18 protein-coding genes are annotated in these 18,169 nt (G+C 39.0%); 12 read left to right on the forward strand and 6 right to left on the reverse strand.

What is annotated here, in order from left to right; translation table 11 throughout:
- Nucleotides 1-18: 18 nt before the first annotated feature.
- The 5 genes from SJPD1_RS02420 to ribA all read right to left on the reverse strand — a co-directional run bounded on the left by SJPD1_RS02420 (nt 19) and on the right by ribA (nt 2,649).
- Nucleotides 19-444 carry a desulfoferrodoxin family protein gene (locus tag SJPD1_RS02420; protein WP_096045809.1) on the reverse strand — a complete coding sequence of 142 codons (426 nt, stop codon included), beginning with the start codon at nt 442-444 and terminating at the stop codon, nt 19-21.
- A gap of 36 nt (nt 445-480) precedes the next feature.
- Nucleotides 481-1,074: a superoxide dismutase gene (locus SJPD1_RS02425; RefSeq protein ID WP_096045810.1), complete on the reverse strand. Its 594-nt coding sequence runs from the start codon at nt 1,072-1,074 to the stop codon at nt 481-483.
- Between the two features lie 138 nt (nt 1,075-1,212).
- Nucleotides 1,213-1,641 (reverse strand): large conductance mechanosensitive channel protein MscL, encoded by a 429-nt coding sequence (mscL, locus tag SJPD1_RS02430; RefSeq protein ID WP_096045811.1) that lies wholly within the window; start codon nt 1,639-1,641, stop codon nt 1,213-1,215.
- A 10-nt stretch (nt 1,642-1,651) separates the two neighbouring features.
- Nucleotides 1,652-2,077 carry a GNAT family N-acetyltransferase gene (locus tag SJPD1_RS02435; protein WP_096045812.1) on the reverse strand — a complete coding sequence of 142 codons (426 nt, stop codon included), beginning with the start codon at nt 2,075-2,077 and terminating at the stop codon, nt 1,652-1,654.
- An 8-nt stretch (nt 2,078-2,085) separates the two neighbouring features.
- Nucleotides 2,086-2,649: a GTP cyclohydrolase II gene (ribA, locus tag SJPD1_RS02440; RefSeq protein ID WP_096045813.1), complete on the reverse strand. Its 564-nt coding sequence runs from the start codon at nt 2,647-2,649 to the stop codon at nt 2,086-2,088.
- Nucleotides 2,650-2,726: 77 nt separating this feature from the next.
- Between ribA and hemB the strand changes: the two genes are divergently transcribed.
- From hemB to SJPD1_RS02470, 6 genes are all read left to right on the forward strand, one after another.
- Nucleotides 2,727-3,701, forward strand: a complete 975-nt coding sequence (gene hemB / locus SJPD1_RS02445) for a porphobilinogen synthase (protein WP_096045814.1) — start codon at nt 2,727-2,729, stop codon at nt 3,699-3,701.
- Nucleotides 3,702-3,775: 74 nt separating this feature from the next.
- Nucleotides 3,776-4,702: an ornithine carbamoyltransferase gene (argF, locus tag SJPD1_RS02450; RefSeq protein WP_096045815.1), complete on the forward strand. Its 927-nt coding sequence runs from the start codon at nt 3,776-3,778 to the stop codon at nt 4,700-4,702.
- Nucleotides 4,703-4,731: 29 nt separating this feature from the next.
- Complete coding sequence (locus tag SJPD1_RS02455) at nt 4,732-5,190, forward strand: DUF2603 domain-containing protein (protein ID WP_226372231.1); 459 nt, start codon at nt 4,732-4,734, stop codon at nt 5,188-5,190.
- Between the two features lie 8 nt (nt 5,191-5,198).
- The gene (gene hemN, locus SJPD1_RS02460; RefSeq protein WP_096045817.1) at nt 5,199-6,572 is read left to right on the forward strand and encodes an oxygen-independent coproporphyrinogen III oxidase; all 1,374 of its coding nucleotides are present in this window, start codon (nt 5,199-5,201) and stop codon (nt 6,570-6,572) included.
- 3 nt (nt 6,573-6,575) lie between these two features.
- On the forward strand, nt 6,576-7,838 hold the full coding sequence (locus SJPD1_RS02465) for a (Fe-S)-binding protein (protein WP_096045818.1): 1,263 nt from the start codon (nt 6,576-6,578) through the stop codon (nt 7,836-7,838).
- Nucleotides 7,839-7,986: 148 nt separating this feature from the next.
- Complete coding sequence (locus SJPD1_RS02470; RefSeq protein WP_168171306.1) at nt 7,987-10,824, forward strand: transporter substrate-binding domain-containing diguanylate cyclase; 2,838 nt, start codon at nt 7,987-7,989, stop codon at nt 10,822-10,824.
- A gap of 17 nt (nt 10,825-10,841) precedes the next feature.
- Here the strand turns inward: SJPD1_RS02470 and SJPD1_RS02475 are convergent, their stop codons facing one another.
- Entirely contained in the window at nt 10,842-12,020 is a 1,179-nt protein-coding gene (locus SJPD1_RS02475) for a sugar transporter (protein WP_096045820.1), read from the reverse strand.
- Between the two features lie 138 nt (nt 12,021-12,158).
- Between SJPD1_RS02475 and SJPD1_RS02480 the strand changes: the two genes are divergently transcribed.
- The 6 genes from SJPD1_RS02480 to SJPD1_RS02505 all read left to right on the forward strand — a co-directional run bounded on the left by SJPD1_RS02480 (nt 12,159) and on the right by SJPD1_RS02505 (nt 18,168).
- The gene (locus SJPD1_RS02480; protein WP_087437743.1) at nt 12,159-12,563 is read left to right on the forward strand and encodes a YchJ family protein; all 405 of its coding nucleotides are present in this window, start codon (nt 12,159-12,161) and stop codon (nt 12,561-12,563) included.
- Nucleotides 12,563-13,219, forward strand: coding sequence for a Crp/Fnr family transcriptional regulator (locus SJPD1_RS02485; protein ID WP_096045821.1), 657 nt, complete (start codon nt 12,563-12,565; stop codon nt 13,217-13,219). The genes SJPD1_RS02480 and SJPD1_RS02485 overlap by 1 nt, the downstream gene beginning before the upstream one ends.
- A 181-nt stretch (nt 13,220-13,400) precedes the next feature.
- Entirely contained in the window at nt 13,401-13,829 is a 429-nt protein-coding gene (locus SJPD1_RS02490) for an Hsp20/alpha crystallin family protein (RefSeq protein WP_096045822.1), read from the forward strand.
- A gap of 188 nt (nt 13,830-14,017) precedes the next feature.
- A complete protein-coding gene (locus tag SJPD1_RS02495) occupies nt 14,018-16,336 on the forward strand; it encodes a diguanylate cyclase (protein WP_167750131.1) in 2,319 nt (772 codons plus the stop codon).
- A gap of 41 nt (nt 16,337-16,377) precedes the next feature.
- Entirely contained in the window at nt 16,378-17,196 is an 819-nt protein-coding gene (gene lgt, locus SJPD1_RS02500; protein ID WP_096045824.1) for a prolipoprotein diacylglyceryl transferase, read from the forward strand.
- A gap of 189 nt (nt 17,197-17,385) precedes the next feature.
- A complete protein-coding gene (locus tag SJPD1_RS02505) occupies nt 17,386-18,168 on the forward strand; it encodes a fumarate reductase cytochrome b subunit (protein WP_096045825.1) in 783 nt (260 codons plus the stop codon).
- Nucleotide 18,169 lies beyond the last annotated feature (1 nt).

Raw genomic sequence — 18,169 nt, forward strand, 5'->3', positions numbered from 1 at the left:
AGCCTTTTGGCTCTTTTCTTAAAGTTTTATTGAAGCGCTGTACTCACCGTGAAGGTTACAATAAGCTATGGCAGAAAGCATTTTGACATCTTTGGTGTTAATACGTGCTGCAAGAAAACCTCTTGATGTTGTTGGCTCAAGTGAGACATCTGCCACTTTTTTACCATCGGCTAAAAGTTCGATTTCGTAAATCCAATGGTTATCAACGCTTGGGTGAATGACTCCCTTTTGTCCGATATTGACTTCAACCAGTGAAAATCCTTGTGCATCTGCTGCACCTACTTTAATTTCAGGTGAGTGTTTGAGTTCAAGTTCGGTCATGTTCGCAGGGTCTTTGATTTCCATTTTCTTTTTGTTGACAATCAATTTCTCATCATAAGCCGAAGCATAGGTGGTAGCAAGTGCTGCTACGGCAGCTAGTTTAAGGGCATCTCTTCGTAACATATAGAACTCCTTTTAAATTAAGTTTGGTGTTGAAAATTACTTCAAATTAGCGTTTGCGAAATCCCAATTAATCAGATGATTAAAGAAAATGTCTAAGTAATCTGCACGTTTGTTTTGATAATCCAGATAATAAGCGTGTTCCCACACATCAACGGTCAAGATTGGCTTAATGCCATGTGCAATGGGGGTATCAGCATTGGCGGTTTTCATGATCTCTAAAGTACCATTTTTAATTACGAGCCATGCCCATCCACTACCAAATTGTGTTAATCCTGCATTTTTAAATGCTTGAATAAACGCATCGTAACTTCCAAAGGCAGCATTAATTTTAGCAGCAATATCTCCACTAGGTGCTCCACCACCTTTTGGTTTCATAGAGTTCCAGTAGAAGGTGTGATTCCACACTTGCGCGGCATTATTAAAGATACCGACACGATCAGGATTGTTGACTGATTTTAAAATGAGACCCTCAAGAGGCTCATTGGCTAAGTCGGTTCCTTCAATCAATTTAAGAAGGTTAGTCACATAGGTTTGATGATGTTTGCCATGATGGATTTCTAATGTTTTTGCACCAATATAAGGCTCAAGTGCCTCATGAGCATAAGGAAGATTGGGTAATACAATTGCCATACTAAATCCTTTCAAATAAGCTTTAGCCTTAAGAGATATTTAAGCTATTCTTAAGGCTTGTTCTCATTCTATATTAAAACGACTTTAGAGTCAAGAGTATTTTTTTTAAGTTAAAAATCTTTACATGTAAACGTGTTCTTATGCTTGTAGTGTTGCGCAATAAGGACATTTTTTAGCGGCAACGGGAATAGCCATCGCACACTCTGGACATGCTTTTGTAATTGCCTCAGGAGCTTTTTTAGGCGCGATTTTTCCATAACCCTTGATCATCATAAACATGACAAAGCCCAAAATAACAAAGGAAGTTAAGTCATTGAAAAAGACACCTAGTTTTATGGCAGGTGCTCCTGCTTTTTCCAAATCAGCTAATGAAGCATACGTTTTACCATCAAGTGCGATAAACAGTGAGGAAAAATCAACATTGCCTAAGAGTAGACCAATAGGAGGCATAATGACATTGGTAACAAGCGATTTGACAATGGTCGCAAAGGCTGCACCAAAGATAAAACCAACGGCCATATCAACAACATTGCCTTTAAGTAAAAAATCGCGAAACTCTTTTAACATGAAAACTCCTTTAATAGGTGATTTGTTTGATAAAATATTTAGGGGATTCAACATAGCCATGTCGTTCGTAAAAACGATGCGCCTCTTTGCGCCTTTCATGACAATGTACTTCAATGCGATCGCATCCTCTCTCTTTGGCAATGTATGTGGCGTAAGCTTCGAGTTCTGATCCAATGTGATGAGAGCGCATTGTTTCATCCACGATAAAATAACTGATACGTAAAAACGAGCCTAAAAGAGCAATTTGAGGGATTACATGTAAAGATAGAAGGGCGATTACACTGCCTTCTATTTCATAGCAAAAGAGCATTGCATCAGGGTTGGCTAAAAGCTCTTGAATGCGTTCTTTACAGAAAGAGTGTGTATTGGCATAGCCCAGCTGAGCCAGAAGTTCAACAATACGATCACTGTCTTCCGCCGTGGCATTACGTATCATACTCTCTCCTAAAGAAGATGTCCCATCTGTTCTTTTTTGGTTTTCAAATAACCTGCATTGAACTTATTGGAAGGAATAATCACAGGAATTCGCTCTACAATGTCGATATGTTTCAAGCTCTCAATTTTCTTAGGATTGTTGGTTAAAAGCTTAATTTTTGTGATCTTAAAATAGTCCAAAATAAATTCGACCATCTCATAAGTGCGTTCATCATCTAAAAACCCTAGTTGATGATTGGCTTCGATGGTGTTCAAGCCTTTATCTTGTAAAGCGTACGCATTGACTTTATTGAGCAGTCCAATATTTCTACCTTCCTGACGTAAATAAATAACCATTCCGCCGTTTTGTTCGACTGTTTTCAGCGCGAATTCAAGCTGATCTCGACAGTCACATTTAAGACTTCCTATGCTGTCTCCTGTTAAACATTCACTGTGAACGCGTACCAACGGAATCTCACCTAAAGGCTCTTTAAAAATGACTAAATGCTCTTTAATGCCTTCTTTAAATGATTGGATTTTGAATGTCCCAAAGCGTGATGGGAGGTTCGCAACCTCGGAAATTTCTATTTTCATTTTCTTTTATATCCAGTTATGCTAAAATCACTACTTTTTATAACGAGGTCTAATTTTAACCAAGATAAGGCAAAAAAATGTTTAAAAGATTTAGAAGACTTAGAATGAATGCAACACTTCGCTCACTCGTGCGCGAAACAACCTTGAGTATGGACGATTTTATTTATCCGTTGTTTGCTAAAAGTGGCGAAGGATTTAAAAAAGAGATCAGTTCGATGCCAGGTGTGTATCAGATGAGCATTGATGAAATCGTCAAAGAGTGTGGCAGTTTGCAAGAACTTGGCATTAACGCCATTATTTTATTTGGTATTCCTGAGGTAAAAGACAGCGTAGGAAGTGACGCGCTGTGTGAGCATGGCATTATTGCCAGTGCGATTAAAGCAGTTAAAAAAGCGTATCCCTCTATGTTTGTGGTCACCGATCTTTGTTTTTGCGAATTTACCGATCACGGACATTGTGGTATCTTAGATATGGAACACGAGAGTGTTGACAACGATGCAACCTTAGAGATTTTAGCCAAACAAGCCCTTGTGCATGCGCATGCGGGAGCGGATATGATCGCACCTTCGGGTATGATGGATGGTATGATCGAAGCATTGCGTGAAGCATTGGATGGCGAAGGGTTTATCAACCTTCCGATTATGAGTTATTCGACTAAATTTGCAAGTGCTTATTATGGACCATTCCGTGATGTAGCAGAATCTGCTCCTTCTTTTGGAGATCGCAAAACCTACCAGATGGATCCAGCAAACAGAAGAGAAGCGATCGCCGAATCTGTAGAAGATGAGATGCAAGGAGCAGATATTTTAATGGTCAAACCAGCCCTTGCGTACCTTGACATCGTTCGTGACGTACGCAATGCCACGAGTACGCCATTGTGTGTTTACAACGTGAGTGGCGAGTATGCACTTTTAAAAGCGGCTGCAAAAGCAGGTGTGATTGATTACGAGCGTGTCATGATGGAGACCATGATTGCGTTTAAACGTGCTGGAGCTGACATTATCATCAGTTACCACGCGAAAGAAGTAGCTGAGATTTTAAGGAGAAAGTAAATTCTACGCAAAGCGTAAGCATGAGTGCGGGGAATTTTATGTGGGCTTTGCCCAAATAAAAGGAGACATTGAATATGAGACATTTTTTAACACTGAAAGATTATAGCAAGGCAGAGATTTTAGAGATCATTGACTTGGCGATTAAAATTAAAAAACAAGCAAAAAAAGGCAAATATAAGCCTTACCTTGAAAATCAAACCTTAGGGATGATTTTTGAAAAAAGCAGTACACGTACACGCGTCAGTTTTGAAGTAGGCATTCATCAGCTCGGAGGCGTGGGCTTATTTCTCTCTTCCAATGACTTGCAACTAGGACGTGGTGAGCCTATGAAAGATACCGCGCGTGTGATTAGCCGTATGGTTGACATGGTGATGATCCGAACCTTTGCGCAAAGTACGCTCGAAGAGTTTGCGGCGTATTCACGAGTTCCTGTCATTAGTGGTCTGAGTGATTCGTACCATCCTGTACAACTGATGGCAGATTACCTCACGATGGTGGAGTATAAAAAAGATCAAAACCCTATCGTCGCTTACGTAGGAGATGGTAACAATATGACTCATTCATGGCTCATGCTCGCTTCCAAACTGGGTTTTGAGCTTCGTATCGCTACCCCTAAAGGGTATGAAGTGGATGCTAAAATTTTAGAAGATGCGCTTGCTTTTGCACAAGAGAGTGGGGCGGTCATTCACATTGGCAACGACCCGAAAGAGGCGATCACAGGTGCTACGGTTGTCACCACAGACACATGGGTTTCCATGGGGCAAGAGAGTGAAAAAGCAGCACGTGTAGCAGCATTCCAAGGCTATATGGTGGATGATGCGATGATGAGCTTAGCACAGGACGATGCGATGTTTTTACACTGTTTGCCAGCGTACCGTGATTATGAAGTGAGTGAGAGTGTCTTTGAAGCGCACGCGGATGAGATTTTTGATGAGGCAGAAAACAGACTTCATGCCCAAAAAGCCGTCATGGTATGGCTTGATAGGCACAGAAACAGCTAATGGAATTTAAACGAAAAAAAGAGTTCAAGATGATAGAAAAAATTTCTAAAGGTTTGAGCGTCAGCAAACAAAAAGAACAGACAGTTTTAGAGATAGTGCCAAGTGAGGCAGAAGAAACAAAGCTTTTACGCCTTAAAAATGGCTCGTGGGACAATGCGAAAGAACCATGGTTAGTGTATGATGAAAATCAAAAACTTCATGCACTGCTTTCGATTGATACCCTCAGTAAAATGATAGAGCATTTTAAAAAAGCGGAGCAAGAAGCTCTTTTTCTCAAATTGGAAAAAAGTATTTTGCAACAATTGCCACTGGACTTTCAAGACGTTTGGGCAGTAGCAACCGAAGAGATCAAAAAGAGTAAAAAAAGTGAAATTGATTTTGATAAATTGATCAAAAAGATCAAGAAAGATCACCCCAATCTCTTTTTAGACTTGAAAGACCTCTATTTGCCTGAAGGGGCGAGTATTATCAACGCGACAACGCGTTAGGATGAAGTATGATTGATTTTGATAAATTTGCTAAATATTCTAAACCAGGGCCAAGGTATACCAGTTACCCAACAGCACCTGAATTTCATGAGGGATTTACGCACCAAAGTTATGAGAGCATTTTAGCTACGCAAGATAAAAGTCGTAAACTCTCGCTCTATTTTCATCTTCCATTTTGCCGAAGTGCCTGTTACTTCTGTGGATGTAATGTTGTTTACACGAGCAAGGAAGATAAAAAAGAGCGTTACATTAGCTATCTTGAACGAGAGCTTGAATTGCTCTCTAAACATCTCGATACTTCGCGTGAAGTGATTCAGATGCACTTTGGTGGTGGTACACCAACATTTTTTAGCGCACCGCAATTGAAGCGCATTATTGGTGCTATCAGAAGCCACTTCAAAAACTTTGCCAAAGATGCTGAGATCAGCTGTGAGATCGACCCTCGATATCTCACCAAAGAGCAGTTAGAGGTGCTTACATGTAACGGGTTTAACCGTGTCAGTTATGGTGTACAAGACTTTAACGAAGAGGTTCAAAAAGCGATCCACCGCATCCAGCCTTACGATGTGACGGACAATGTCGTTAAAATGGCAAAAAGCTCAGGTATTAAGTCGATCAATATGGACTTAATCTATGGGCTTCCGTATCAAACGTTTGAGACATTTCAAGAGACTCTTCGTTTAGCGGTATCGCTTGATCCGAGCCGTTTGGCGGTGTTTAATTATGCCCACGTGCCGTGGATGAAAAAATCCATGCGTAAAATTGATGAGACAACACTACCTCATCCAAGCGTCAAGCTTGCTATTATGCGCTATACGATTGATTATTTAGAGTCAAATGGCTATAAAATGATCGGCATGGATCACTTTGCAAAGCCTGATGATGAGCTTTTCTTGGCGATTGAAAAAGGGGAGCTACACCGCAACTTCCAAGGATATACCACTAAAGGCGGCGCGGACTTAATCGGTATTGGTTTGACAAGTATTGGTGAGGGTTTGAAACATTATGTTCAAAACTTCAAAGAGATGGACGCTTATGAAAAAGCGATTGATGCGGGTGTATTGCCGGTGCATCGTGGTCTGACTCTCAATGATGATGATGTGCTTAGGAAAGCTGTCATTATGGAGATGATGAGCAACTTCAAACTAAATATCGCTGGTATTGAAGCTCAGTTTGGCATCGACTTTTTTGATTATTTTGCCGATGCAGTAGCTGCCCTTGCACCGTTTGAGCAAGAAGAGTTGGTAATCGTTGATAGAGTTGCTAAAAAGATTTTAGTCAACACGACAGGCACACTGCTTATTCGCAATATTGTGATGCCTTTTGATGCATATCTCCAAAAAATCCCTGAAGATAAACGACGCTTCAGTAAAACGGTGTAACAGATGTTTAAATTTGATGTAACAAGCGATGCCTGTGTCAAGTGTGGTAAGTGTATACCTGTTTGTACAATTCACGAAGTCAACCGTGATGAAGTTACCAGTCCCAGAGGTTTCCTTGATCTTCTAGGTGCCTATCAACGAGGTGAACTTGAACTGGACAAAAATGCTAAAAGTATTTTTGAAAGCTGTTTTTTATGCACCAACTGCGTAAGTGTCTGTCCGAACGATTTGCCAGTCGATATGCTGATAGAGCAAGCACGTAATGACATTCGCAAAAAATTTGGGCTTGCATGGTACAAAAAACTCGCCTTTTTCTTGCTTCGCAATCGTAACATCATGGATGTTCTTGCACGCTTTGGCTTTATGTTCCAAACCTGTGGTTTTAAAATCGTGGAGAAAAAAAGCTCCATGTATCTGCGAAACTTTCCCATTATCAAGATGGACAGACTTTTCCCAAGTCTCGCAAAAAAGACCTTCTTAAACTCCCATCCCGATGTCATTCACAACGGTGGCAAAGGCAAAGTGGGCATTTTCATCGGCTGTTTAGCCAATTACATGTATACCGACATCGGTAAGTCACTTCTAGAGATTTTGAAAGAGTTGCAGATAGATGCGTATCTTATCAAACAGCAAAAATGCTGTGGTGCACCTCAATACTTTACAGGCGATTTTGACAGCGTGGATTATCTGGCAAAATTTAACATTGAGTACATCGAAGGCTTTGTAAACGAACTTGATGCCATCATTATTCCTGAAGCAACGTGTAGTGCGATGATCAAAGAGGACTACGCGCATTTTTTCCATGACCAACCTGAATGGAAAGCACGTGCCATTGCCATCAAACCTCACATTTTTATGGCAACGGAATACCTAGAAAAAAAGACGAACCTCGCTGAAATCTTGGCTACCAAAGCTCGTAAAAGTGAAGTAGTCACCTACCATGACCCATGCCACGCGCGCAAAATGCAAGGCGTTTGGAAAGAGCCACGTAACCTCATTTCTCAAAACTACGTCATTAAAGAGATGAGCGACCCGAACCGCTGTTGTGGTTTTGGAGGCGTTACGATGCAAACAGGAAATTACCGCTTTGCCAAAGCCGCAGGACTTCCGAAAGCCGCGATGATCAAAGAGACGGGCGCAGAGTATGTGAGTGCCGAGTGTAGTGCGTGTCGCATGCAACTAGGCGATGCAATGCACGGTCAAAAAGTGGACGCTATCTTTAAAAATCCAATCGAATTGATTGCTAAAGCACTTCGAGAGGGTTAAGTTAAACGCTTACATGTAAAGCTTTTCAACTTTACATGTAAACAGAATACTTCTTAAAACAGAAAACTTTTGAGTCAATACTTCAGAGCAATCTAGAATAATTTGAGTATACTAAATCGCAGAACACTTTCTTTAGATGAGGTACATCATGAAAGCGGTAATTTCTCTTCTTTTTATACTGATATCCTTTATGAGTTATTCACAGGCATCCAGTATTGATATTACGCCAAGTGAGCAAGCGTGGTTGGATAAAACTAAAATACTCAAAGTGCGCATCACCAAAGACCTTCCTCCGTATCAATTTATCCAAGATGGCGAATATGTTGGCATTAGTGTTGAATATATTAAATTTTTTGTAGCTATGTTTAATCTCAAAATAGAATATGTTACCGATGGTAGCTGGACGGAAGCACTAAGACGTGTCCAAACACATGATGGTATCGATGTCATTTTGAGAGTCACTCCTAATTCGGAGCTAAAACAAACGATGCTTTTTAGCAAATCTTATTGTTCCTTTCCATTTGCTCTCCTCACCCCAAGTACACTTAAAGCAGAAAATTTTTTCGATTCAAACCCCAAAAAAATAGCCATAGTGCCAAGTTATGTCATTAACGAGAACTTAAAACAGGATTATCCTCATTTCCTTTACATGACGTATCCCAATTCACTCGAAGCAATGAGGGCAGTCAATGCACACAGTGTAGATGGGTTTATTGGCGATATTGCTATTATGAGTATGTTTGTTCAGGCTTATCATTTAGATAATGTTCGAATTTCTAATATTCCCCATTACACGACAGAGGAGCAATCGGTTGCAACTGCAAAAGATTGGCCAGAATTTATCTCTTTATTTAACAAAATGCTCGATTCTATGCCTACAGATTTACATGTAAAAATCAAACGAAAATATTTACCTTTCGCAACATCGGAACGACCTTCTCCCATTGTTCCCGAAATCGAATTAACCGAGAGTGAAAAAGCGTATCTTCAAAAGCACCCTGTTATTAGCGTGACTAATGAGCTTAGTTGGTATCCGTATGATTTTAATGAAGATGGAGAAGCTAAAGGGTATTCTGTTGATTATATGAGACTTCTAGCCGATAAAATTGGTATCCGTTTAAATTTTATCAGTGGCACATGGCCTAATGTGTATGAAAAATTTAAAAACAGAGAGATTAGCGTAGCGCAACCACTCATTCCCTCAGATGAGCGACATCAGAAATTTCTGTATAGCACTAAATTTATTACCATGGATCTGGCACTTGTTAGCCAAACAAAGCGTCACGATATTAACACTATTGATGATTTAAAGGGTAAAACCGTTGGTGCAGGGAGAGCGTGGCCCACAACAAAGTATCTTAAAGAGGAGTACCCTGAGCTTACAGTTGTAGAGTATGAGACAACGAAAGAGATGTTAGAAGCGGTTGCATTTGGGCTGATTGATGCAGGAGTAGATGATGCTTTATCGGTACAATACGTCATCAGTAAAGAGATGCTTTCCAATCTTCATATTGTCTCCAAACTTGATTTACAAAATTTAAGAGATAAAAATCTTTACATTATGATGCATCCAGAAGATGAACCCTTACAGAGTATTATTAACAAAGCTCTCAATAACGTAACGCAAGAAGAGCTTTCTACCCTTAAATCCAAATGGTCTAAAAGTATTCTTCCTAAAGAGACGAGACTTGCTTTTTCACTGGATGAGCAAATTTATTTGGCACAAAAAAAGCGTATTACGATGTGTATTGACCCTGATTGGATGCCTTTAGAGATGAACCAAAAGGGTAAGCATGTAGGAATGGCTGCAGATTATATGCATGAGATGGAACAATTTATTGGTTTGCCTATCGAGCTTGTTAATACTCAAACATGGTTAGAATCTTTAGAATATGCCAAAGAACGTAAGTGTGATATTTTTTCTCTTGCCATGCCTACACCCGAACGCAGACTGTATATGAATTTTACCCATCCTTATATGCAAATACCCATCGTACTTATTTCCAATATTGATAAAGTTTTTTACACGGACATTGATATGCTGACTGGAAAATCCATTGGCATTGCAAAAGGGTATGCGTATGGTGAAATTTTAAAAGTACGATACCCCAATATGCACTTTGTGGAAGTTGCAAGTGATGCAGATGGTCTAAAGCACGTGGAGCAGAAAAAGCTTTTTGGCTATATCGGAACACTGGCTACGGTGGCATATCAAATTCAAAAAGATTACTATGGATCACTGAAAATTGTGGGTAAATTTGATGATAAATGGGAGCTTGGTGTTGCAACGCGCAATGACGAACCTCTTTTGCTCTCTATTTTCGAAAAAGCGATTGAATCGATTGATCCAACCAAAAATCAATCGATCTTAAATAAATGGATATCGGTTAATTATGAAGAGCGTATGAATTACACCTACATCTATTTGTTAGCCGTGATCACGGTGGTGATTATTTTAATTGTTTTGATACGACAGTATCAACTCAAAAAGTATAATGCACAACTTGAAATTCTCTCCAATACGGATAAATTAACAGGCATTCATAACCGTTTAAAATTGGATGATATTTTAGAGTATGAAAAAAAGATATTTGATCGCGATCAGTCACCTCTTTCGATTATTATATTTGATTTGGATTATTTTAAAAATGTGAATGATAACTATGGACACAAACGAGGCGATGAGGTTCTCCAAAGTATTGCCAAAATTGTGACAAACGTTAAACGCGAAACGGATATATTTGGGCGCTGGGGTGGCGAAGAGTTTTTGCTTATCTGCCGTGATACCAACATTAAAGGTGCAAGACATTTAGCTGAAAAAATAAGAGCAGCTATTGAGGCATATGAATTTCCTGAAATTATCTCGGTAACCGCTAGTTTTGGAACAGCACAATTTGAAAAGTATGACAGTATTATCAAAATTTTTGACAAAGCAGATAAAGCACTTTACGAAGCCAAAGAACATGGGCGTAACCGAGTCGTTTAATCTTTACATGTAAAGTGCTAGGAACGTTTTAAAAGATAGGTTTTCCAAATCCAAATAGCTAATAAAAGTGCCGTACATCCAAACAATGCACCTATGATTCCGACATAAGCCATTGAACTGTGCAAGATAACAAGACTACCAACAAAAGCACCTCCACCGATACCAATATTATAAATACCGGAGTAAAGTGACATCGCAACATCAGTTGCATCAGGCGTGAGCTCTAAAACCGTCACCTGAAGAATGAGGCTAATGAGACAAATTGCAATACCCCACCCCAGACATACACAACTTAATAAAAATTGATACGGTGCAAGAGGGCGCATTAAAAGCAGCGCTACAATGAGCAATCCTAGTGAACATACAATGATCGTGAAAGGGTATTTATGTTTGAAATAAGCAAAAATAGCACTTCCTATAAATCCTGCTATACCAAAAATAAAGAGAGTTAGTGTTGCAAAATGAGCACTTAAATGTGCGATTTGTTGCACAAAAGGTTCAATGTAAGAGTAGGCTGTAAAATGTGCCGTGATCGCTAAAGCGGTTAAAAGATAAACCCCCATAAGGGCAGGGCGTTTTACTAAAAGGGGTAAGCTTTTGAGTGAGCCTGCATTGACGCTAGGAAGCAGTGGCAAGACTTTCATCAAGACAAAAAGCATTAAAAATGCCAAAATGGCGATGCAGCCAAAGGTGGCTCTCCACCCTAAACTTTGCCCTATGATACGACCCAGTGGTAAGCCCAAAACGATGGCAAGTGATGTGCCTGTCGCTAGGATACCAAGGGCGCGTGTCTTTTTCCCTTCAGGGGCTAAACGATAGGTCAGTGAGGCAGTAATCGACCAAAAAACGGCGTGTGAGAAAGCAATGCCAATGCGAGAGATCATTAAAATCCAAAAGCTCCATGCGATAGCGGAGAGAAGATGGCTCGCAATAAACAGAGCAAATAACAGCAAAAGCAAGCGACGTCGCTCCATATCTTTGGTGAGGAGCATCAATGGTAAGGAGAGGCTTGCAACCACCCACGCATAAACGGTCATCATGAGTCCTGCATGTGCTTCACTAATGTTAAAATCGTTTGCAATATCCGTCAGTAGGCTAATAGGCGCAAATTCGGTGGTGTTAAAAATAAACGCAGAAATGGTTAATCCAACTACAGGAAACCAGGGTTTCCATGACAAGAAAATCGAAGAATACATTACAAAAAGCCTTATGATAATTAGGCGATTATTGTAACTAAAGAAGTAATAGAAGCAGTTGAATTCACCTGTTGTGGAAGAGGAGATTTAATGAAATGCGTGTATAATAATTGACTCAATATGATTCAAAGAGGAAGAATGAAAGAAGCAAATCTCTGTCCATGCGGTAGTGGTAAAATGTATGCACAGTGTTGCGAGCTATACCACAAAAACTATAACGCTCCTACATGTGAAACACTGATGCGTTCACGCTACAGCGCATTTGTCTTTGGATTGATCGATTACCTCTATGAAACGACGCATCCAAGCCATCGTACAAAGAAATTGAAAGAAGAAATTACCTTTACATGTAAAGGTTTGGCGTGGACAAAACTCGAAGTTTTGGAGACATGGCAAGGCGGTGAAAATGACAAAGTGGGCAAAGTCTCTTTTCGAGCTTCGTATGTGCAAGATGGGCATGAAGGTTTACATGGTGAACATTCACGTTTTAAACGCTATGGTAAGGCGTGGATGTATGTTGATGGAGAAGTAAAGGGCGAATAATGTACGCATTGGACGTGATACAGCAAGAACTTAAAGAAGATATTGCACGTTTTGGGCGTGTTGTTTATGTTAACAAAGGTGAAATCCTGATGCGCCCTGAAGAGTGCATGGAGCACTTTTTTGTCATCTTGGAAGGGCGTGTCAAAATTTCGCAAATCAACTTTGAAACAGGAAAAGAGCAAATTCTTTATCTCCTTTCCAACGGCGATATGTATGACATCATTACGCTTTTAGATGCCAAAGTACATGAAAATGTAGCAATGGCGCTGGATAATGTAAAACTCTTGGTCTTTCCCATTGAGCTTTTTCGCGAGTGGATTGAAACAAAACCTTCTTTCAATAAGCTTTTTTTACCTTATGTGGCTAAACAACTTCGAGAGGTTGAAACGTTAGCAAGTGATCTCTCACTTTACGATACTACAACGCGTTTAGTCAAATTAATTGCTAAAAACATTGAAACTCAAGGGGATAAACAAACCCTAAAACTCATTAATAACCTCTCCCATGAAGAGCTTGCAAGTCTTGTCGGTACGGTACGAAAAGTGCTCAATCGCAACCTTCAGTCGCTTAAAAAACAAGGACTTATTGATATCAAACGCAAAGAGATTTTCATCAAAGACTCTCAAAATCTGCTTGAACATCTTCCTGAAGAATAAACATCATACAACCCCCCCCATTCTGCCTCGTGTGAGGCAAGCTTTAGCACCACAGCAGCTTAGCATAGGCTTTTGTGTGTTGCCTAAAAGCCATGAAAAAATGATTTTTTGTGCTACTTAAGTGGCAGACAAAACGCTTTATATGTACTAAACTTCTTCCAAAAAATAAAGGAGTTTTACCATGTTAGTCACACGATTTAATCCATACAAAGAGCTTAAAGCGTTGGAGAGTCGGTTGTTTAACTACTATCCAATCGAAACTGAAGAGAGTGACATCTCTGCTTTTAAACCCACAGTCAGTACAAGGGAAGGTGAGTTTGCTTACCATGTCGAAATTGATCTTCCAGGGGTTAAAAAAGAAGACATTCACATTGACCTCAAAGACAATCAAATCGTCATCTCCGGAGAGCGAAGCTTCAAAGAAGAGCGCCAAGAAAAAGACTACTACAAAGTCGAAAGTAGTTACGGCAAGTTCCAACGAAGTTTTGCATTGCCTGAAAACGTCGATGTGGAAAATATTGAAGCAAGTAGTGAAAACGGTGTCCTCGAAGTTGTGCTTCCAAAACTCAAAGTTGAAAAAGCCGAAGTGAAAAAAATTCAAGTCAAATAGTGACTTTAGGCAAGAGTTTTTCTCTTGCCTAAAGCACGATTATGACTATTGTACTGTAACTTTCTTACATTATTATTTCCAAGTCCTTCTAAATATTCTATCCTCTTTAAATCTTATAACAAATATAATTCATAAAGCATCTCTTTATTTATGCTACAATTGCTGTACTCATGATGAGAGGAAAATGCATGGCGCGATTGAAATTGTTATCTAAGTCATTTCTTTTTGCATTATTAATTTTAGTATGTGGAGTAAGTTTTTCTGGCTATTTAGCATGGAAAAGTGCAACATGGATCCAAACATTAGAAAATGAACGATTTACAACAGCTACAAAACAAACTGCTCTTTTAATCCGCAATAAGCTTAATGAAAATATCCAACTGCTTCATAGTGCTGTAGCATTTATCACGGCTTCTGATAATGTTACTAGAGAAGAGTGGTATTTTTTTACAAAAGAGCATACCCTTGAAACAAGTTTTATAGGACAAGAAGGGTTAGTGTATGCGCCACGTATAAAAATCAATGAGCGTACTCAACATGAAGAACTTATGCACGCAGAGGGATTAACACATTATCAGATTCATCCTAAAACATCTAATGCAGATGCGTATCCTATTGTTTTGATTGAACCGTTTAATGAACGCAATAAAAAGGCACTTGGGTTTGATCTATTTTCTGAGACAACACGCCAAAATGCTATAAAAGAAGCAATACAAAAAAGAGATATCGCTATCTCTTCCAAAATACAATTGATTCAAAGAGCAGATTCTGAACTAAATGCAGGTTTTATTATTGTTCATCCCATTTACACTAAAGATATATTGATTAAAACACCTGAAAAGCAAGATGATGCATTCATAGGAATAGTCAGTATTGCCATCAATGCTCAAAAATTGTTTATGGATGTTTTAGGCGCTAGGTATATTACTTTGGATTTTGAAATCTATGATGGGGATACTCTGCTTGAAACAGAAAAATTGTATGATTCCAACCCTTCAATGAAAACAGCACGTTTAGAGCATAATTTACTGATAGATATTTATGGGAAACACTGGACGCTTCATTTTAAAACAAATGAAGCACTGGATCTTGGCATAAGTCAGTATTTACCATGGATTGAACTTTTTTTTGGGATAGCATTTTCATTTATACTCGCTGGATGGATTTATGCGCTTCAACAAACACAAAAAAAAGCATACGCTATAGCTGCTGATAAGACAAAACTCCTTGCTAAGTCCGAATCAAAGATACGCACTATTTTTCAAACAATGCAAGAAGGTATTATTGTTTTGGATAAAGAACGGATTATTATAGAGTGTAATTTAGCCGCGCAAGGGATGTTAGGGTTTTCCAAAAGTGAGATTGTTGGTAAATCGAGTAATGATTTGAATTGGAATTTCATCCATGAAGATGGCTCTGCATTTCATATGGAAGATCGTCCATATTATAAAGTCTTTATGACAGGTGTACCACAAAGCAATATTATGATTGGCATGAAACGACAAGATAGTTTGGTTTTATGGCTAAAAATGAATGCACAGCCTCTTTACTCTGATGATTTTAAAGATGTTAATTCAGTGCTTATTACGTTTAGTGATATTACGGAGTATCAAAAATCCAAACGCGAGCTTGAAAAATATCTTCAAATTATTGATGCACATGTGATTATTTCAAGTACCGATTTACATGGGATTATCACCGAAGTGAGTGAGGCATTTTGTAAAATTTCGGGGTATAGCCAAGAAGAACTTATTGGCAGAAGTCATAATATCGTGAGACATCCCGATATGCCTACGACACTGTATAAAGAGATGTGGAGTGCTTTAAAAAAAGGTATTTCATGGTCTGGTGAGATTAAAAATAGACGCAAAGATGGATCTGATTATTGGATAGAGACGATTATTGAACCTCGGTATGATGAGGAGTATTCCCTAGTGGGGTTCACTGCAATTCGTCATGATATTACGGATAAAAAAAGAGTTGAAGAGCTCTCCATTACCGATCGTTTGACGGGGCTGTATAATCGCCTTAAACTTGATGAACTTTTTGCATCGTATCTTAGTATTACCAAACGGCATCAAACGCCTTTTTCAATCGTTCTTCTAGATATTGATAAATTCAAATCGGTGAATGATACGTATGGGCATCAAGTAGGAGATAGCTTGCTGCAAGAGATAGCAAAACTTTTAAAAACCAATGTTCGTTTTGAAGATGCTGTAGGAAGATGGGGAGGGGAAGAATTTTTGATTCTTCTCCCCAATAGTAATAGTGAAGATGCACGGCTATTGGCAGAAAAGCTTCGTGGTGTCATTGAAGCAGAAGATTTTGCGTACGTAGGAAGTCGTACAGCCAGTTTTGGCGTGGCAACATATCATCAAAATGATGATGAAAAAAGTATGACTGCACGAGCCGATGAGGCGCTCTACCTTGCAAAAGAGAATGGTCGTAACCGTGTTGAAGTGGAAATACATACGTGTAATTTGCCATCTTCCTCAACTCCCTCTTAATCTAAATACAGTAAAATATTTTTTTACATGTAAGGATTTAAATGCATTTTTGGAACAACATTTACAGCCAGTTTGACCCTGTCGCTTTCAAGCTAGGACCCATTGCTGTGCATTGGTATGGCATTATGTATATATGTGCTCTTTTGGGTGCCCTTTATGCCGCTAAATGGTTTGTCAAAAAAGATAATTTAGGCTTCAGCAACCAAACGTTAGAGAGCTATTTTATTTGGATTGAGATTGGCATTATTTTAGGTGCGCGTATTGGTTATATTCTCTTTTACGATCCGCATGTGGATTATTATCTTGCGCATCCATGGCAAATGTTCAATCCTTTCATCGATGGTACATTTGTTGGAATTAGAGGCATGAGTTATCATGGAGCTATCGTTGGATTTTTTATTGGCACTTGGTTCTTTTATCTCAAACATAAAATCAATGTATGGAGGCTTTTGGATGTAGTAGCCTTGAGTGTTCCCGTGGGGTATATTTTTGGACGTATTGGCAATTTTCTCAACCAAGAACTCTTTGGTCGTCCTACGGATGTTCCATGGGGCATTTATGTCGATGGTGTTCTTCGTCACCCTTCTCAACTCTATGAAGCGTTCCTTGAGGGTTTTATGGTTTTTGTGATGCTTTACGTGTATCGAAATTTCAAAAAATACGATGGTGAGCTCATCGCCCTTTATGGATTTTTGTACTCTCTTGGACGATTTATTGCAGAGTTTTGGAGAGAGCCAGATTTCCAAATTGGTTTTGTCTATGGCGACTGGATGAGTAAGGGACAAGCCCTTTCAATTTTGATGATAATTGCTTCTTTATTATTATATGGTGTAATAATCAAACGAGGAAAAAGGGGATAAAAAAATCCCTTTTAAATCCCCTTTCGTGTATTATAATTTCAACTAGTATGTACAAAATGACATAATCATTGATTGTTCAAACTTGTTGCAATTTCCCTAAATAGGGTATTTTGTAAGAGATTGACATTCATAAGTGTGTTGTTCTGCACATTTATGAGCGTTTATCAAACTTCACAAAAAGGATGAGATGTGAGTGACCTACTTGAAGGGTTTTTAGGTACGAGCGTTGAGGGGAAAAAGAGTAGAGTTCCAGCCAAACTTGATTATATTCAAAGTGCGACTGGTCTATTCTTAGGTTTGTTTATGTGGGGACATATGTTCTTTGTATCAACGATTTTGATCAGCAAAGACTTTATGTACACCATAACCAAAATGTTTGAAGGCAGTATGTTCCTAAGCGAACCACAGCCTATAATCGTTTCTGGGATTGTCTTGTTTGTATTTGCAGTCTTTATTGTACATGCGATGCTTGGTATGAGAAAATTGCCTATCAATTTTAGACAATATCAAGCATATAAAACACATATGGGTATGATGAAACACGATGATACAACGATGTGGTTTACACAAGCATTCACCGGTTTTGCAATGTTCTTCTTAGGTTCTGCGCACCTCTTTACCATGGCAACCCAAGCAGATAAAATTGGACCATTTGGTTCATCAGATAGAATGTACAGCGAATTTATGTGGCCATTTTATCTTCTTCTTCTTCTTGCTGTTGAGTTCCACGGTGGTATTGGTCTTTATCGCCTCTGTGTTAAATGGGGTTGGTTTGAAGGAGCAGATGCAAAATCTTCTCGTAAAAATCTCAAAAAAGCTAAATGGGCTATTACAACATTTTTCTTAGCACTTGGTCTTTTAACACTTGCAGCATACGTAAAAATCGGTTATGAACACAGAAATAACGTAGGTGAGAAATACAAACCAACGGCACAACTAGAAGTAAGATATGATGTGAAGGTTAGGGCGTAAA

Origin of the sequence: Sulfurospirillum diekertiae (assembly GCF_002309535.1) — a bacterium.
In the GTDB taxonomy this organism is placed as follows: domain Bacteria; phylum Campylobacterota; class Campylobacteria; order Campylobacterales; family Sulfurospirillaceae; genus Sulfurospirillum; species Sulfurospirillum diekertiae.

Bases quoted from the DNA above. Each gene is read 5' to 3' on its own strand.
- SJPD1_RS02420 (WP_096045809.1), bottom strand. From the start codon at position 444: ATGTTACGAAGAGATGCCCTTAAACTAGCTGCCGTAGCAGCACTTGCT.
- SJPD1_RS02425 (WP_096045810.1), bottom strand. From the start codon at position 1,074: ATGGCAATTGTATTACCCAATCTTCCTTATGCTCATGAGGCACTTGAG.
- mscL (WP_096045811.1), bottom strand. From the start codon at position 1,641: ATGTTAAAAGAGTTTCGCGATTTTTTACTTAAAGGCAATGTTGTTGAT.
- SJPD1_RS02435 (WP_096045812.1), bottom strand. From the start codon at position 2,077: ATGATACGTAATGCCACGGCGGAAGACAGTGATCGTATTGTTGAACTT.
- ribA (WP_096045813.1), bottom strand. From the start codon at position 2,649: ATGAAAATAGAAATTTCCGAGGTTGCGAACCTCCCATCACGCTTTGGG.
- hemB (WP_096045814.1), top strand. From the start codon at position 2,727: ATGTTTAAAAGATTTAGAAGACTTAGAATGAATGCAACACTTCGCTCA.
- argF (WP_096045815.1), top strand. From the start codon at position 3,776: ATGAGACATTTTTTAACACTGAAAGATTATAGCAAGGCAGAGATTTTA.
- SJPD1_RS02455 (WP_226372231.1), top strand. From the start codon at position 4,732: ATGATAGAAAAAATTTCTAAAGGTTTGAGCGTCAGCAAACAAAAAGAA.
- hemN (WP_096045817.1), top strand. From the start codon at position 5,199: ATGATTGATTTTGATAAATTTGCTAAATATTCTAAACCAGGGCCAAGG.
- SJPD1_RS02465 (WP_096045818.1), top strand. From the start codon at position 6,576: ATGTTTAAATTTGATGTAACAAGCGATGCCTGTGTCAAGTGTGGTAAG.
- SJPD1_RS02470 (WP_168171306.1), top strand. From the start codon at position 7,987: ATGAAAGCGGTAATTTCTCTTCTTTTTATACTGATATCCTTTATGAGT.
- SJPD1_RS02475 (WP_096045820.1), bottom strand. From the start codon at position 12,020: ATGTATTCTTCGATTTTCTTGTCATGGAAACCCTGGTTTCCTGTAGTT.
- SJPD1_RS02480 (WP_087437743.1), top strand. From the start codon at position 12,159: ATGAAAGAAGCAAATCTCTGTCCATGCGGTAGTGGTAAAATGTATGCA.
- SJPD1_RS02485 (WP_096045821.1), top strand. From the start codon at position 12,563: ATGTACGCATTGGACGTGATACAGCAAGAACTTAAAGAAGATATTGCA.
- SJPD1_RS02490 (WP_096045822.1), top strand. From the start codon at position 13,401: ATGTTAGTCACACGATTTAATCCATACAAAGAGCTTAAAGCGTTGGAG.
- SJPD1_RS02495 (WP_167750131.1), top strand. From the start codon at position 14,018: ATGGCGCGATTGAAATTGTTATCTAAGTCATTTCTTTTTGCATTATTA.
- lgt (WP_096045824.1), top strand. From the start codon at position 16,378: ATGCATTTTTGGAACAACATTTACAGCCAGTTTGACCCTGTCGCTTTC.